Here is a 15,802-nt window from a genome sequence, read left to right as displayed (position 1 = left end):
GAGGAGACATGGCACACAAGAAGGGCGCATCGTCCACTCGGAACGGTCGCGACTCCAATGCTCAGCGGCTCGGCGTCAAGCGCTTCGGCGGCCAGGCCGTCAACGCCGGCGAGATCCTGGTCCGCCAGCGCGGTACCCACTTCCACCCGGGCTCGGGCGTCGGTCGCGGTGGCGACGACACCCTGTTCGCGCTGGCCGCCGGTGCGGTGCAGTTCGGCACGCACCGTGGTCGCAAGGTAGTGAACATCGTCCCGATCGCTGAGTAATCAGCTTCCGGCACGACCCAGCACCTTTTCCGAGGGCGGACCAGGCTTTCCCGGCGACGGGGAAGCGGGTCCGCCCTCGGCGTGTTAGTACAGAGAACAATCCCGTCCTTATCTGGAGGCAACCGTCATGACCACCTTCGTGGACCGCGTCGAGCTGCATGTCGCCGCGGGTAACGGGGGCCACGGCTGCGCCTCCGTCCACCGTGAGAAGTTCAAGCCGCTCGGCGGCCCGGACGGCGGCAACGGCGGCCGGGGCGGCGATGTGATCCTGGTCGTCGACCAGTCGGTCACCACCCTCCTGGACTACCACCACAGCCCGCACCGCAAGGCCACCAACGGCAAGCCCGGCGAGGGCGGCAACCGCTCCGGCAAGGACGGCGGCGACCTGGTCCTGCCCGTGCCGGACGGCACCGTCGTGCTCGACAAGAAGGGCGAGGTCCTCGCCGACCTGGTCGGCGAGGGCACCACCTTCGTCGCCTCCCAGGGCGGCCGCGGCGGCCTCGGCAACGCCGCGCTGGCCTCGGCCCGCCGCAAGGCCCCCGGCTTCGCGCTGCTCGGCGAGCCGGGCGACTCCGGCGACGTGGTCCTGGAGCTCAAGACCGTCGCGGACGTCGCGCTCGTCGGCTTCCCCAGCGCCGGGAAGTCCTCGCTGATCTCGGTGCTCTCGGCCGCCAAGCCGAAGATCGCCGACTACCCCTTCACCACCCTGGTGCCCAACCTCGGCGTGGTGACGGCCGGCTCGACCGTCTACACCATCGCCGACGTGCCCGGCCTCATCCCCGGCGCCAGCCAGGGCAAGGGCCTCGGCCTGGAGTTCCTGCGGCATGTCGAGCGCTGCTCGGTGCTCGTGCACGTACTGGACACGGCGACCCTGGAGTCGGACCGCGACCCGCTCTCCGACCTCGACCAGATCGAGGCGGAGCTGGCGGAGTACGGCGGGCTGGAGGACCGGCCGCGGCTCGTCGTCCTCAACAAGGTCGACATCCCCGACGGCAAGGACCTCGCCGACATCATCCGGCCCGAGCTGGAGTCCCGCGGCTACCAGATCTTCGAGGTGTCGGCCGTGTCCCGGCTGGGCCTGAAGGAGCTGTCCTTCGCGCTCGCGGGGATCGTGGCCGAGGCGCGCGCCGCCAAGCCGAAGGAGGAGGCGACCCGCGTCGTCATCCGCCCGAAGGCCGTGGACGACGCGGGCTTCACGGTCGTCCCCGACGAGGACGGCATCTTCCGGGTGCGCGGCGAGAAGCCGGAGCGCTGGGTGCGGCAGACCGACTTCAACAACGACGAGGCCGTCGGCTACCTCGCCGACCGGCTCAACCGCCTCGGCGTCGAGGACGCCCTGCTCAAGGCGGGCGCCCGCGCGGGCGACGGCGTCGCGATCGGCAGCGACGAGGACTCGGTCGTCTTCGACTGGGAGCCGACCCTGGCCGCCGGCGCGGAGATGCTCGGTCGCCGGGGCGAGGACCACCGCATGGAGGAGCCGCGGCCGGCCGCGCAGCGCCGCCGGGACCGCGCCGACTCGCGGGACGACGCGGACCAGGAGTTCGACGAGTTCAAGCCGTTCTGAGCGGACGTACGGTCGTGCGGACCGCGGCGGATACGCGATTACGCGGATAACACGGATAACGCGGATATGGGGAAGGCCCCGGGAGATCTCTCCCGGGGCCTTCCCCATGCGGTCGCACCGCGGCTCACACCGTGGCGCGGTTCTCCGGCGCGTCGTCCGAGGCCGGCTGCATCTCGTCGGCCGCCGGGTCCATATCGCGGGGCGAGGGGACGTCGCCGGGGGCGCGGGCCGCCATCCGGGCGCGGCGCTCGTCGGCCTTGCCGCACAGCGCGAGCGCGGCGGCGTTGAAGCGGGTCAGCGAGGGCGGGTCCGAGGGGCCCAGCAGCTCCACCTTCAGCTCGGCGCGGGCCGTGGCGAGGCGGTCCTTGGCGGGGTTGCGCACGGCCTCCAGGAGCGCCGGCACGCCCTCGGCCTGGGGAGAGAGGATGGTGGCCGCGCTGACGGTCGGGAAGCCCGCGACGAACTCGTCCTCCGGCATGCCGCTGGTGTTGGCCACCGCGTACGGCTTCTCGCTGCTCAGGTAGTCCGAGACGACGCTGGACACATCGCTGATGAGCAGGTCGGACTGGTTGAAGCAGGTGTAGAGGGCGGGCCGCGCGGCGGTGATGACCTGGTGCTCCCAGGCCGGCAGCGAGGCCCAGTAGGCGGCCTCCCAGGCGGTGGTGGCCGCCTCCACGGTCGCGGCGCGGCCAGGCTCGGGGGCGCCCTGGAGCATCATCCGCTCGACCTCGTCGGCGCTCTCCCGGAAGGTGCTGGTGGTCAGGCGGTCCAGCTCGGCGGTGCGGCGGGCCAGTTCGGCCGCGGCCTCGGGGCCGGGGCGGGCGCCGGAGCGCTTGGCGTTGGCCTCGCGGACCATCGCCATCATGCGCTCGTTGGCGCGGCCGGCCCGCGGGTCGACGGAGCCGGTCATCGGGTGCGGCTTGTAGATCAGGCGGACCTTGGGGTCGGCGAGGAGCTCCCGGACGATGTTCTCGCCGGCGAGCATCACCGAGGTGTTGCCGGGGTTGCCGTCCCAGCCCTCCCAGGTCGGCGCGTACAGCACGGTGGTGAACTCGCCCTCGGGCGCGCCCGCGTACGGCTGGATGGGGGCCAGCTGCGGGCGGCCGACCTCGACGACGTCCTTGTCCTCGACGCCGATGTCGGCGAGCTGGTAGCGCTCGCGGGCGGCGGGGCCGGCGACCCAGACCTCGTCGTACGCCTTCGAGTACGGGTTGCAGCTGGAGAGCTTGTCGCTCTCGCCGTGGTTGGTGAACGCGTGCTTGATCGAGGGCATGCGCAGCACCTGCGAGGTCTTACCGGAGTTGGCCGGGTGCAGCATCATCTTGATCGACGATTCCTCCAGGGCCATCAGGTGGACGACCTTGGGGATGCAGATGATGGGCACGTCGGTGGCCTCGATCTTCTGCACCATGAACCGCTCGCGGAGCACGATGACCGGGTTGCCGTCCAGCTCGGCGAGGGTGGAGAGCCACATGTTCGCCTGGTAGGCGGAGGAGGTGCCGCCGGAGAAGTACATGCCGACGGTGGGCTGGTACGCGGCCAGCCACTTGTCCAGCCAGGCGAGCGCCTGCTGTTCGAGGGCGATGCGCTTCTTGGGCAGCAGCCAGGTGGCGAGGTAGGCCGTGCCGCCGATGGCGAAGACCAGCGCGACGCCGAGGCCGATCTCGCCCCACAGGGCGTTGCCGGTGGCGGCGGTGGTGAGCAGCCCGGCGCTGGCCGGGGCCGTGAAGCGCAGCAGCCGGCGGCCCTGCTGACGGGACAGCAGGCGCGGCGGGGCGGCGGACAGCCGCAGTCCGGACGCGTCGATGTTGCGGGTCAGGAACGGCAGCGTACGGGCCCGGCGGACGACCACCGCGACGGCCTGGCAGGCGAAGTGCGCGCAGTAGAAGAGCAGCAGCCCGATGAAGAGCGGCGCGTGCTCGTGCGTCGGGTCGATGTTGTGGACGCGCAGCAGCCCGACCATGATCAGCATGTCGCGCAGCAACTGCCGGACCGTGACATCGAGACGGATCCTGCTCAGCAGCGAGAGCAGACCTGGATCGCGGTGCTGCAGAACGAGGTCGAGGGCGAGCCCCGCTGCCGAGGCGGCGACGAAGACCGGCACATTGGGCAGCAGCGCGCCGACGAGCTGGGCGGCGAAGAACACGAGCATCGCGAGCAGCGCCGCGAGCGCTGCGGCTCGGCGGGAGGCTGTTCCGGCAGAAGGCACTGGGCGGGCTCCTGGCAGCAGGACTGGAGGGTTGGGGGCGACCATTATGGGGAACGGTCGACCACTGACCGTATGTCGAGCGTTGGCCTGGTAGCAATCTGCCGTGATGTGAATCACCCTAAAAAGGATTATTCACCTGCGCTCAGGGGGATATCCTCCGCCCTCGCATCGCGGACCCCGTGAACACCCGCGTCCCGTCCGGGGGGCGAAACGCCCCGGCACGACCGTAGGCGCCTGCCGTAGATTTGCGAATCGGACAAGACCGGCAGGACCGGCATCGGCGAGCACAGGGGTTGTACGCGCGTGGCACAGGCGAGACAGGACGTGACGGACGCCCGCAGGGTCGTGGTCAAGGTGGGCTCCTCCTCGCTCACCACCGCGGCCGGCGGGCTCGACGCCGACCGGGTCGACGCGCTCGTCGACGTCCTCGCCGGGGCCCGCGGGCCCCGGCCCAGGGAGATAGTCCTGGTCTCCTCCGGCGCCATCGCCGCCGGCCTCGCGCCGCTCGGCCTCGACCGGCGCCCCGGCGACCTCGCCCGCCAGCAGGCCGCCGCCAGCGTCGGCCAGGGCCTGCTCATCGCCCGCTACACGGCCTCCTTCGCGCGCTACGGACGCCGCGTCGGCCAGGTGCTGCTGACCTCCGACGACACCAGCCGCCGGGCCCACTACCGCAACGCCTACCGGACCCTCGACCAGTTGCTCGCCATGAGGGCCGTACCGATCGTCAACGAGAACGACACGGTCGCGACGGATGAGATCCGCTTCGGCGACAACGACCGCCTCGCCGCGCTCGTGGCCCACCTCGTCCGGGCCGACCTGCTCATCCTGCTCTCCGACGTGGACGGCCTCTACGACGGCGACCCCAGCATCCCCGGCACCGCCCGGATCGAGGAGGTCCGCGGCCCGGCCGACCTCGACGGGATCACCATCGGCAGCGCGGGCAAGGCAGGTGTGGGCACCGGCGGCATGGTCACCAAGGTCGAGGCCGCCCGGATCGCCGCCGCCGCGGGCATCCCGGTCGTCCTGACCTCCGCCAGCCAGGCCGCCGACGCACTGGCCGGGCGGCCCACCGGCACGTACTTCCACCGCACCGGCCGGCGCTCCGCCGACCGCCTGCTGTGGCTCGCGCACGCCTCCGCGCCGCGCGGCGCGCTCACCCTGGACGAGGGCGCCGTACGGGCCGTCCTGGAGCGGCACGGCTCGCTGCTGCCCGCCGGCATCGAGGCGGTCGAGGGGGAGTTCGCGGCGGGGGACCCGGTCGAGCTGCGGGACGGCGCCGGGCGCGCGGTGGCGCGCGGCCTCGTCAACTTCGACGCCAAGGAGATCCCTCAGCTGATCGGCCGCTCCACCAGGGACCTGGCGCGCGAACTCGGACCGGAGTACGAACGCGAGGTCGTGCACCGGGACGACCTGGTCGTGCTGGACACCTGAGCGCGAGCGGGGGCCGGGGGCCGGGGCGCGGAGCGGGGGAGCCGGAGCTGCGGCGCTGGAGCCGGGGAGCCGCGGAGCCGGAGCCGGGGAGAAGTCCGGCCTTTCACCAGTCTTTGTACGGACACCTTCGCGAAAACCGCCACGCGGCCGCCCCCGGACTGGTCAACTTTGAAGAACGGGCCGCCTTGGGCAGCGGCCCGTCCGCAACGGACATGCTGCGAGCAGCAGCGGGCAACAGCACGGAACGGCTCCGCCGCACGCGCGCGGAGCAGCGATCAACAGGAGGCCGCCGGTGAGACGAGGGCGCCCGGGCGCGCTGCCCCGAGGGACGGCGGAGCGCGCACTGACCAGCGTCGGGACAGGCGAGGAGGCACAGGCGCCGGGTGGGGCCGGCACCGCGGAGACGAGCTCCGAACCGCAGCCGCGAGGCGCCGAGGAATCGCGGCTGTGGCACATCACGCTCAGCGTCTCGGGCGCCGAGGCGCCGCTGAAGGAGGTCCGGCGGGCGCTCGAACAGCTCGCGCACGACCACCCCTTTCTGCTGACCAGCCGCTATGCCAACGACCACGCCGAGATCCGCTACTGGGAAGAGGCCAGGGACCTGCACGACGCCGCTGCGGTCGCGCTCCGGCTCTGGGGCGAGCACCGCTCGACGGCCCGGCTCCCGCCGTGGGAGATCGTCGGCCTGGAGGTCATCGACCGCGGGACCTACCACCAGCGCATCGCGGAGGGCTACGGACCGCCGCCGGCCTCTCCGGTGGGCGTGCACCCGTTCTGAGGGGTGCGCCGGGCGCGGGCCCGTTGGGAGAGCCGGGCCCCGCGTGGGGCCGTTGTGGGAGATGTGCCCGGCGCGGGCCTGACGGCCGGGGCCGGACGGGGGCCGGGGCCGCGCACGGTCCCCGCTCCGGCCCGCGGCGGCGCCGCCGCGCTGCTCACGGCCGTGATCGCCGTCTCGCAGTGCGGGATATGCGCCATAAGGGGTGGGACCGGGCCCCGCGCTCAGTAGGCTGCCGTCATGAGCAGTGTCTTCCCCTCGCCCCTGGCCGACCCCATGCCGCAGTCCCCGGTGCTGCGCGCCGCCTACCGCGCCCGCGCCGCGGCCGCCGACCTCGCGCCACTGCCGCGCTCGGTCAAGGACGAGGCGCTGCTGGCCATGGCCGACGCCCTGGAGGTCCGTACGAAGGACATCGTCGCGGCCAACGCGGAGGACGTCGGGCGCTCGCGGGCCGCCGGCACTGCCGAGTCCGTGATCGACCGGCTGACGCTGACCCCCGAGCGGGTCCGCGCCATCGCCAAGGACGTACGGGACGTGGTGGCCCTGCCCGACCCGGTCGGCGAGGTGGTGCGCGGCTCCACCCTGCCGGGCGGCATCGACCTGCGCCAGGTCCGGGTGCCGCTCGGCGTCGTCGGGATCATCTACGAGGCCCGCCCGAACGTGACCGTGGACGCCGCGGCCCTCTGCCTCAAGTCCGGCAACGCCGTGCTGCTGCGCGGCTCGTCGTCCGCGTCCGCCTCCAACGCCGCCCTCGTGAAGGTCCTGCGCGACGCCGTCGGCGGTTCCGGGCTGCCCGCGGACGCCGTGCAGCTGGTGCCGGGGGAGAGCCGGGAGTCCGTACGGGAACTGATGCGCGCCCGCGGCATGGTGGACGTGCTCATCCCGCGCGGCGGGGCCTCGCTGATCCGCGCGGTCGTCGAGGAGTCCACGGTCCCGGTGATCGAGACCGGCACCGGCAACTGCCATGTGTACGTGGACGCGGAGGCCGACCTCGACATGGCCGTCGACATCCTCGTCAACTCCAAGGCGCAGCGCCCGAGCGTCTGCAACGCCGCCGAGACGCTGCTCGTGCACCAGGACATCGCCGCCGAGTTCCTGCCGCGCGCGCTGGCCGCGCTGGCCGAGGCCGGTGTCACGGTGCACGGCGACGAGCGGGTGCTGGAGCTGGCCGAGGGGTCGCCGGCGACCGTGGTCGAGGCGACCTTCGAGGACTGGGAGACCGAGTACCTCTCGTACGACATCGCCGCCGCCGTCGTGGAGTCGCTGGACGCGGCCGTCCACCACATCCGGCTCTGGTCCTCGGGCCACACCGAGGCGATCGTCACCTCCTCGCAGCCCGCCGCACGCCGCTTCACCCGGCTCGTGGACTCGGCGGCGGTCGCGGTCAACGCCTCCACCCGCTTCACGGACGGCGGCCAGTTCGGCTTCGGCGCGGAGATCGGCATCTCGACGCAGAAGCTGCACGCGCGCGGGCCGATGGGGCTGCCGGAACTGACGTCGACGAAGTACATCGTGACGGGGGACGGGCACACGCGCTGAGGTCCCCCCGGCCCGCTGTCCCGGGGCCCGCGCCTCCGCGGCGGGCGGCCTCGGGAAGCGACCCCCGGAACGTACGTCCCGGGGCACACAGCCGCAGGTCTCACGGCCTCCGGACACTCGTTCCGGCATGTGTTAATTGCCGTACTCTCTGCCCAAATTGACGCCTCCGGCGCTACCCTGGAGACGTGCCGGACGACGCGGGGGGCAGGCCGTTCCCGGACGGCGAAGAGCCCGACAGCCAGAACCACGGCCATGGGGACGCGGAAGACCCGTTCGCCTCCGTGGTACTCGACGAGGATTTCGTACGGTCCGCCAAGATCCACGAGCCCAGTGCGGTCGAGCGGATGCTCGCGGCGGCCCAGTCCCGCCGCGCGCTCTCCCCGCCCGCCGACGAGGACGCGTACGACGAGACGTACGACGAGGGCCGCGGCGGCCTCCGCCGCCGCGCGGCGGGCGCCCGCGACCTCGACCCGGACGACGCCTACGGCCCGTACGGGCGCTACGGCGGCCTCCGCCGCCCCTACCGCGGCCACGCCCGCTGGCACCGCCCGGTGGCCTGGGTGCTCGCCGTGCTGATGGGCATCGGCGTGGTCGCCCTCGCCTTCACCGCCGTCTACCGCGGCGCCTCCTCCAACAGCCGGCAGGGCCCGGCGGCCCCGCCCGCCACGAGCGGCGTGGACAGCCCCGCCAAGGAGCACTCGGACCCCCTGCCCTCGGTCTCCGCGGACTCCGAACCGCCCGTGGCCTCGGCCGCGCCCCGCCACCCCTGACGAGCGGTGCGCCACCCCTGTGGAGCGGTGCGCCATCCCCGAGGGGCGGTGCGCCCGAACCGCTCCGACGCGTCAGCTTTCGTCCGAACTTGTCGTGTACCAGGGCGTTTACCTGAGCGTCCGCAGACCTACTCTTGAAGTATGGCCGGGCCTGGAGAGCCACCTGAGGGGACTCCCGAAGGCATCCCCGGAAGCAGCGACGACGAGTACGGTTCCGTCGCCTTCGACGAGTCGTTCGTGCGCGCTGCCCGGCTCCAGGAGTTCTCCGCCCGGGAGCGGATGCGCGACCACGCCCAGGCGGTGCGCAACCGCTCGCCCTGGGCGCGTATCGGCGCCCCGCGCCAAGTGCTCGTGCTGGTGCTGCTGATCGCCATGGCCTTCGGCACCGCCGTCTACCTGGGCGTGCGCCACCCCTACAAGGAAACGCCGCCGCCCGCCGCCGACCCGCTGCGCACCACGCTCATCCCGCTCGCGCCGGCCGGCGCGGTCGTCGGCTCCTTCGCCCGCGACCTCTTCGACCACAGCCCCGCAGCGCAGTTCAGCGACGGCTCCGAGGGCGTGGCGCTGCCCGCCGCCCGCAAGACCCAGCACTTCTCCGAGAGCCAGGTGCTGGCCGCGCTCGCCGCCGCCAAGGAGTACATCGTCAAGTCCTCCCTCGACCCGGGCGTGCTCACCGGCGGCGACACCCGGACCACGCGCGTACTGCTCGACCCCTCCCAACTGGCCCAGTACGACCAGAGCCTCGCCCACCCGCAGGACGACGGGCGGCACGCGGCCACCGGCTGGCTGGTCCGCTTCGACGCCTCGAAGGTCGCCCTCGCGGACACGCCCGTACGGGTCCGGGGCACCCTCTCCGTGACCGAATCGGCCGGCGCGCTGGAGGTCACCGCCGACCACACCTTCGTCTACCCGCTGCGCCCGGCACGGGCCGGCCGCGGCCCGGCGGCCGGGGCGGACCAGGTCTCGCTCTTCACCGTCCGGCGCGAGATGCGCTTCCGCTTCGACCGGGACGACCTGCGCGACCACCACATCGAGGTGGCGCAGGCCAATGTGCAGGCGGGGCCCGAGTCCTGCGCGGCGGACGCGGCCGGGTATCTGCGGCCCCTGCTGGCCGGTGAGCGGGCGAAGGACGAGGGCCCGGCCGGTACGGACCCGTACGCGACCGGCCGGGCCACAGCGTCGCTGTGCGGCGTGCTGGCGGCCAGTGCTCTGCCGACTCCTGTGGGCCGCCGTTAGCGCCCTGCCGACTCCTGTGCCGCCGTTAGCGCCGCCCTGCGGCCGTGGACCGCGCGGGGGCCGTCGCCACTAGCGCCCAGCGGCCGCACAGGCCGTCGCCGCTAGCGCTCCGTGGACCCCCGCTGGCCGCCGTCGGCGTCGCCCGGCGGGTCCTCGGGGCCCTCCCCGGGGCCCTGCTTGGTGGACGTCCCGCCCCGGCCCGTGAAGGTGTCCCGGAGCTTGCCGCCCAAGTCGCCCGCGCCGCCCGCGATGTCCCGTACGAGCCCCATCAGCGGGTCCTTGCTGGACCGCACCGATTCGGCGTAGTGCGTCGCGGACTCCTTGAAGGAGTCGGTCACCGAGGTGTCCTTGTCCTCGTCGCGGCGCGGGTAGTGGCCGTCCATGAGCCGCTGGTAGTCGCGGCTCTCGGCCCACTTTTTGAGCTCGGCGGCCCGTACGGTCGTGAAGGGGTGGCTGCGCGGCAGCACGTTCATGATCTTGAGCACGGAGTCCCGCAGATCGCCGCCCGACTCGTACTCCTCGGCCTGCGCGAGGAACGCGTCCACGTTCATCTCGTGCAGATGGTTGCCGCCCGCGATCTTCATCAGGCCGCGCATCGACGCCCGCAGATCCTGCCCGACCAGCAGCCCGGCCCGGTCCGCCGACAGCTCCGACTTGCGGAACCACTCGCGCAGTGCCGTGACGATCGCCATGATCGCGATATTGCCCAGCGGTATCCAGGCGACCTTGAGTGCGAAGTTGGTGAGAAACAGCAATATGGTGCGGTAGACGGAGTGCCCGGACAGCGCGTGGCCCACCTCGTGGCCCACCACGGCCCGCATCTCCTCCTCGTCGAGCAGCTCGACGAGCCCGGTGGTGACCACGATGATCGGCTCGTCCAGGCCGATGCACATGGCGTTGGGCTGCGGGTCCTGGGTGACGTACATCGGCGGGACCTTCTCCAGGTCCAGGATGTAACAGGCGTCCAGCAGCATGGTGTGCAGATGCTGGAACTGCTGGTCGCCGACGCGCACCGAGTCGGAGAGGAACAGCAGCCGCAGGCTGCGCTCCGGCAGCAGCCCGCTCAGCGCCTTGAAGACGGTGTCGAAGCCGCTCAGTTTGCGCAGCGCCACCAGCGCCGACCGGTCCGCCGGATGCTCGTACGCACGTGAGGAAATACCCGGGAACCGCTTCCGTTCCCGGCCGGGAACCTGCTCGTGTCCCCCGCCGCCGCTGTCACTGTCGCTCATGGTGACCCCCTTCACTGGGCTGATCAGGCTGATCCGAACCCGTCCCCCGCTATCCGGACCCCAGCCTAGATGTTGATACCGGGCTGGCTACCGTGGAGCCATGCCCGACATGAATGGCCTGACCGGCTACCCCGGCTTCACGGAACTGCTCGCCGTCTCCAAGGACGGGGGGTCGGGCATGCTGCTGCCCACGATCGTCGTCATCTCGGTCGTCGGCATCGCCTTCCTCGCCTGGTTCCTGCTGCGCGGGTACGGCAGCAAGGACTGATCGCCGGACGCCGCCCGCGCCCGGCCCGCGGTGCGCCGGCCGTTGTCGAACGTGCCTGAGCAGGACTCCGACTGTCGTCGGACGGGCCTGCGCAGGCTGTGCCGACCGCTGCCGGACGTGCCTGAGCAGGACGTGCCGACCGCTGCCGGATGCGTCTGAGCAGGACGTGCCGGTTGCCGCCGGACGTGCCTGCCCAGGCTGTGCCGACTGCCGCCGGACGTGCCTGACTAGGACGGACGCGCGGAGTCGCCGTGAGGTTGCCGGCCGCTGCCGCATACGATGTGTCAGAAGTCTCTGCCCGATCCCATCCCGGATAGGTCCTGCCGAAGATGACCGCATTCAGCACCGCCCACACCGCCCTGGTCACGCTCGCCGCCGAGGGCGAGCACGTGGACACCCACGAGAGCATCAGCCCCTTCATGACGGGCGGCGCGGCCCTCGTCATCCTGCTGCTCCTGCTGTGGGGCGTCACCCGTTTCAACCGCGACCGCTGAACCGGCGTCCCGGTGTGCGGCCGCGCCCAGTAGGGTCTGCACGCATGGGAGAGCAGACAGAGCCCGCGAAGCGGCGACTCGGCGTGATGGGCGGGACCTTCGACCCGATCCACCACGGCCACTTGGTCGCCGCGAGCGAGGTGGCCTCGCAGTTCCACCTGGACGAGGTGGTCTTCGTACCGACCGGGCAGCCATGGCAGAAGAGCCACAAGCAGGTGTCCCCGGCCGAGGACCGCTATCTGATGACGGTCATCGCCACCGCGTCCAATCCGCAGTTCTCGGTCAGCCGCATCGACATCGACCGCGGCGGCGCCACCTACACCACCGATACGCTGCGGGACCTGCGCGCCGAGCACGGTGACGCGGACCTCTTCTTCATCACCGGAGCCGACGCGCTCTCGCAGATCCTCACCTGGCGGGACACCGAGGAACTGTTCTCGCTGGCCCACTTCATCGGAGTGACGCGGCCCGGGCACGTACTGACCAACCCGGGGCTTCCGGAGGACGGCGTCTCGCTGGTCGAGGTGCCCGCGCTGGCGATCTCCTCGTCCGGCTGCCGGACACGCGTCGCACAGGGCGATCCGGTCTGGTATCTGGTGCCGGACGGCGTGGTCCGCTACATCGACAAGCGCAAGCTGTACCGGCACGACGGCTGAATCGGCAGACACCGGCGGAGACCGGTTGAAGGGGCTCTGGTGAACGACCGACAGGACCCGTACGCACAGGAACCACTGGTGTACGGCTACGACGCCTATGGGCAGCCGGTGTACCAGCCGAACGACCCGCAGCGGGTGTACGACCAGTACGGGCAGCCGATTCAGCAGCCGGGCCAGCCGGGGCAGTCGGGACAGCACGGTCAGCACGGGCAGTCGATTCCGCAGCAGCAGCCGTATCAGTCCGAGCAGCCGTACCAGCAGGCGCAGCAGTCGTACGACCCGTACGGGGCCGGGGCGCAGCAGGGGTACGGCTACGACCCGTACGCGCAGCAGAGCTACCAACAGCAGCAGCTGTATCCGCAGCATCAGCAGTCGGCTCAGCAGCCCGAGCAGCAGCAGTACCAGCAGCCTCAGCAGGTTCCGCAGTCTTCGCATCAGCAATCCCAGCAGCACCAGCCTCAGCAGCAGGTCGTGCAGCAGGAGTGGATTCCGCAGCAGGCCGCGGCCCCGCACGACGAGGAGCGCGCCGACGCGTCGGCCGGCACCGCGACGGACCAGCAGGGGCGGTCCGAGCGTTCGGACAAGGCCGCCGCCGACGGGGGCGAGGAGTACCGGACCGAGCAGTTCTCCTTCATCGAGGAGCCGGACGAGGACTCCGAGGACGTCATCGACTGGCTCAAGTTCAGCGAGAGCCGCACCGAGCGGCGCGACGAGCGCAAGCGCCAGGGCCGCAACCGCGTCGTCGTGCTCGCCGTCGTCCTCGCGCTCGTCGTGGCCGGCGGCGTCGGCTACCTCTGGTACGCGGGGATGCTGCCCGGCACGGGCGGCGACTCCAAGGGCGCGGCGGCCTCCGGGGGCGCGCAGAAGCGCGACGTGATCGTCGTGCACCTGCGCGAGACCAAGGGCGGCGGCAGCTCCACCGCCCTGCTCGTCGACAACGAGACCACCAACCGGGGCACCACGGTCCTGCTGCCGAACACGCTCGCCGTCTCCAGCGACGGCGGCAGCGCCACCACGCTCGGCAAGTCGGTGCAGGACGGCGGCACCGGAGGCACCCGCGACGCCCTGAACACGCTGCTCGGCGCGGACATCAAGGGCAGCTGGCGGCTGGACACCCCCTACCTGGAGAACCTCGTCGAGCTGGTCGGCGGCATCACGCTCGACGCGGACGCCACCATTCCGGGCGCGAAGAAGGACGACAGCCCGAAGGTCAAGGAGGGCAAGGACCAGGGGCTGAACGGCCAGGCGGCCGTCGCGTACGCCACCTACCGCGCGCCCGGAGAGGCCCAGGCCAAGCAGCTCGCGCGGTTCGGCCAGGTCATGCAGGCGGTCCTGAAGAAGGTCTCCACGGACACCGGCTCGGCCGTCAACACGGTGGAGTCGCTCGCCCAGATCCCCGACCCCTCGCTGTCCGAGCAGCAGCTCGGGGCCTCCCTGGCGAAACTCGCCGGACTGGCCAAGAAGGGCTCGTACGACACCAAGCTGCTGCCCGTGCAGGGCAACGGGTCGCTCAGCGAGAACGCCACCGACTCGGTGATCAAGGACGTGCTCGGCGGCACGGTGCAGAAGACCGCCGCGGACGCGCCGCCGCGGGTGAGCGTGAAGAACGCGACGGGAAAGAAGGCGGCGGCCGGTTCGGCGCAGGTCGCCCTCGTCAACGGCGGCTACACCGTCGTCGACGGCGGTACGCAGAGCGCGGGGCAGTCCGCGTCGAAGGTGACGTACTCCGACGAGAAGCGGGCGGCGCAGGCCAAGGAGATCGCCAAGACGCTCGGCCTGCCGGCCGGGGCCGTGGCCAAGGGCGACGGCGCGTCGAACGCGGACGTCACTGTGGTCATCGGGAGCGACTACAAGGGGTGACGGCCCCTGTGGGGCCCGCGGCCCCTGGGGCGCGGTGCACCGCGCCCCGGCCCGTACGGCTCGACGACCGTACGGGCCGGGGAACGCGGAGAAGCGCGGCGGCGGAGGAGGCGGCCGGTAGGGCCCCGACACGCGCGGCGGCGGGGTGGTCGGCGGAGCGTGAGACCCTTGACGGGTACCTGATTCCCGATCGAAAGCTTGGCCAGTGACCGCCACGGACCGCTCCATCGAGCTCATCAAGGCCGCCGCACAGGCGGCCGCCGACAAGCTCGCGCACGACATCATCGCGTACGACGTCAGCGACGTACTGTCGATCACCGACGCCTTCCTGCTGGCCTCGGCTCCCAACGACCGCCAGGTCAAGTCGATCGTCGACGAGATCGAGGAGCGGCTGAACAAGGAGCTCGGCGCCAAGCCGGTGCGCCGCGAGGGCGACCGCGAGGCGCGCTGGGTGCTCCTCGACTACGTCGACATCGTCGTGCACGTGCAGCACAGCGAGGAGCGCGTCTTCTACGCCCTCGAACGGCTGTGGAAGGACTGCCCGCAGCTCGAACTGCCCGCCGACGCCGTCGCGACCTCCGGCAAGGCCGAGGAGCACGCCAAGACGCTCGCCGCGGAGGACGACCGGGACGGTGAGCTGAGCTGAACGGCGCCAAGGGCGGCCGGGGCCGCCGCATCGTCCTGTGGCGGCACGGCCAGACCCTGTGGAACCTGGAGCGCCGCTTCCAGGGCACCACGGACATCGAACTGACCGGGACCGGCGTCGAGCAGGCCCGCCGCGCCGCCCGGCTGCTGGCCGCGCTGCGCCCGGACGCGATCGTCGCCTCCGACCTGCGGCGGGCCGCGGCGACGGCGGCGGAGCTGGCCGCCGTCACCGGCCTGGAGATCGCCCACGACGCACGGTTGCGGGAGACCTTCGCCGGCGAGTGGCAGGGGCTCACGCACGAGGAGATCCTCGCCCGCTTCGGCGAGCAGTACACGGCGTGGAAGCGCGGCGAGGCGGTCCGCCGCGGCGGCGGGGAGCTGGAGACCGAGGTCGCCGAGCGGGCCGCGCCGGTCGTGCTCGACCACGCGGAGAAGCTGCCCGACGGCGGCACCCTCGTCGTCGTCAGTCACGGCGGCACCATCCGCACCACCATCGGCCGGCTGCTCGGCCTGGACCCGTACACCTGGGAGTCGCTCGGCGGCCTCTCGAACTGCTGCTGGTCCGTGCTGGGCGAGGGCGCGCGGGGCTGGCGGCTCCAGGAGCACAACGCCGGGACGCTCCCCGAGCCGGTGCTCGGCGACGACGACTGAGCGGCCGCCGGGGCCGGATTTCACATCCGGGCAGGTCGCAGGCTAAAGTTCATCTTGTTCGCGGAACGGCGGGGGAAGCCCCGAGAGCCGCAGAACAGCGGGGCTATAGCTCAGTTGGTAGAGCGCCTGCATGGCATGCAGGAGGTCAGGAGTTCAATTCTCCTTAGCTCCACAGTTCGGAAGATCCCGCCCCTCTGACAGAGGGGCGG

General features: G+C 72.1%; 15 protein-coding genes and 1 tRNA gene. 14 read left to right on the top strand and 2 right to left on the bottom strand.

Annotated elements, in window-relative coordinates:
- The first annotated feature begins 8 nt into the window (after positions 1-8).
- Complete coding sequence (gene rpmA / locus AB0I22_RS18100; protein WP_030876897.1) at positions 9-266, top strand: 50S ribosomal protein L27; 258 nt, start codon at positions 9-11, stop codon at positions 264-266.
- A 127-nt stretch (positions 267-393) separates the two neighbouring features.
- Positions 394-1,830, top strand: coding sequence for a GTPase ObgE (gene obgE / locus AB0I22_RS18095; protein ID WP_363131781.1), 1,437 nt, complete (start codon positions 394-396; stop codon positions 1,828-1,830).
- Between the two features lie 124 nt (positions 1,831-1,954).
- Here the strand turns inward: obgE and AB0I22_RS18090 are convergent, their stop codons facing one another.
- A complete protein-coding gene (locus AB0I22_RS18090) occupies positions 1,955-4,039 on the bottom strand; it encodes a hypothetical protein (protein ID WP_363131780.1) in 2,085 nt (694 codons plus the stop codon).
- A 324-nt stretch (positions 4,040-4,363) separates the two neighbouring features.
- Here AB0I22_RS18090 and proB point away from each other — a divergent pair, with 324 nt between their 5' ends.
- From proB to AB0I22_RS18065, 5 genes are all read left to right on the top strand, one after another.
- Positions 4,364-5,470, top strand: a complete 1,107-nt coding sequence (gene proB, locus AB0I22_RS18085) for a glutamate 5-kinase (protein WP_363131876.1) — start codon at positions 4,364-4,366, stop codon at positions 5,468-5,470.
- Positions 5,471-5,762: 292 nt separating this feature from the next.
- Positions 5,763-6,248: a hypothetical protein gene (locus AB0I22_RS18080; RefSeq protein WP_363131779.1), complete on the top strand. Its 486-nt coding sequence runs from the start codon at positions 5,763-5,765 to the stop codon at positions 6,246-6,248.
- 237 nt (positions 6,249-6,485) lie between these two features.
- Positions 6,486-7,784, top strand: coding sequence for a glutamate-5-semialdehyde dehydrogenase (locus tag AB0I22_RS18075; RefSeq protein WP_363131778.1), 1,299 nt, complete (start codon positions 6,486-6,488; stop codon positions 7,782-7,784).
- A gap of 185 nt (positions 7,785-7,969) precedes the next feature.
- The gene (locus AB0I22_RS18070; RefSeq protein WP_363131777.1) at positions 7,970-8,554 is read left to right on the top strand and encodes a hypothetical protein; all 585 of its coding nucleotides are present in this window, start codon (positions 7,970-7,972) and stop codon (positions 8,552-8,554) included.
- 141 nt (positions 8,555-8,695) lie between these two features.
- Positions 8,696-9,790: a hypothetical protein gene (locus AB0I22_RS18065; RefSeq protein ID WP_363131776.1), complete on the top strand. Its 1,095-nt coding sequence runs from the start codon at positions 8,696-8,698 to the stop codon at positions 9,788-9,790.
- A gap of 101 nt (positions 9,791-9,891) precedes the next feature.
- On the opposite strand, the gene AB0I22_RS18060 is transcribed toward AB0I22_RS18065, so the two are convergent.
- Positions 9,892-11,019 carry a M48 family metallopeptidase gene (locus AB0I22_RS18060; RefSeq protein WP_363131775.1) on the bottom strand — a complete coding sequence of 376 codons (1,128 nt, stop codon included), beginning with the start codon at positions 11,017-11,019 and terminating at the stop codon, positions 9,892-9,894.
- A gap of 100 nt (positions 11,020-11,119) precedes the next feature.
- Here AB0I22_RS18060 and AB0I22_RS18055 point away from each other — a divergent pair, with 100 nt between their 5' ends.
- From AB0I22_RS18055 to AB0I22_RS18025, 7 genes are all read left to right on the top strand, one after another.
- Positions 11,120-11,287: a hypothetical protein gene (locus AB0I22_RS18055; RefSeq protein WP_363131774.1), complete on the top strand. Its 168-nt coding sequence runs from the start codon at positions 11,120-11,122 to the stop codon at positions 11,285-11,287.
- Between the two features lie 329 nt (positions 11,288-11,616).
- A complete protein-coding gene (locus tag AB0I22_RS18050) occupies positions 11,617-11,781 on the top strand; it encodes a hypothetical protein (RefSeq protein WP_363131773.1) in 165 nt (54 codons plus the stop codon).
- A gap of 44 nt (positions 11,782-11,825) precedes the next feature.
- On the top strand, positions 11,826-12,437 hold the full coding sequence (gene nadD, locus AB0I22_RS18045; RefSeq protein WP_363131772.1) for a nicotinate-nucleotide adenylyltransferase: 612 nt from the start codon (positions 11,826-11,828) through the stop codon (positions 12,435-12,437).
- Between the two features lie 39 nt (positions 12,438-12,476).
- Positions 12,477-14,297 (top strand): LCP family protein, encoded by a 1,821-nt coding sequence (locus AB0I22_RS18040; protein ID WP_363131771.1) that lies wholly within the window; start codon positions 12,477-12,479, stop codon positions 14,295-14,297.
- Positions 14,298-14,502: 205 nt separating this feature from the next.
- Positions 14,503-14,943, top strand: a complete 441-nt coding sequence (rsfS, locus tag AB0I22_RS18035) for a ribosome silencing factor (protein ID WP_363131770.1) — start codon at positions 14,503-14,505, stop codon at positions 14,941-14,943.
- Positions 14,940-15,593 carry a histidine phosphatase family protein gene (locus AB0I22_RS18030; RefSeq protein ID WP_363131875.1) on the top strand — a complete coding sequence of 218 codons (654 nt, stop codon included), beginning with the start codon at positions 14,940-14,942 and terminating at the stop codon, positions 15,591-15,593. Before rsfS ends, AB0I22_RS18030 begins: the two co-directional genes overlap by 4 nt.
- Positions 15,594-15,692: 99 nt before the next feature.
- Positions 15,693-15,765, top strand: a tRNA-Ala gene (locus AB0I22_RS18025).
- The last annotated feature ends 37 nt before the right edge of the window (positions 15,766-15,802 follow it).

Source organism: Streptomyces sp. NPDC050610 (genome assembly GCF_040654875.1).
Lineage (GTDB): Bacteria > Actinomycetota > Actinomycetes > Streptomycetales > Streptomycetaceae > Streptomyces.
This window is presented reverse-complemented; position numbering and strand designations above follow the sequence as displayed.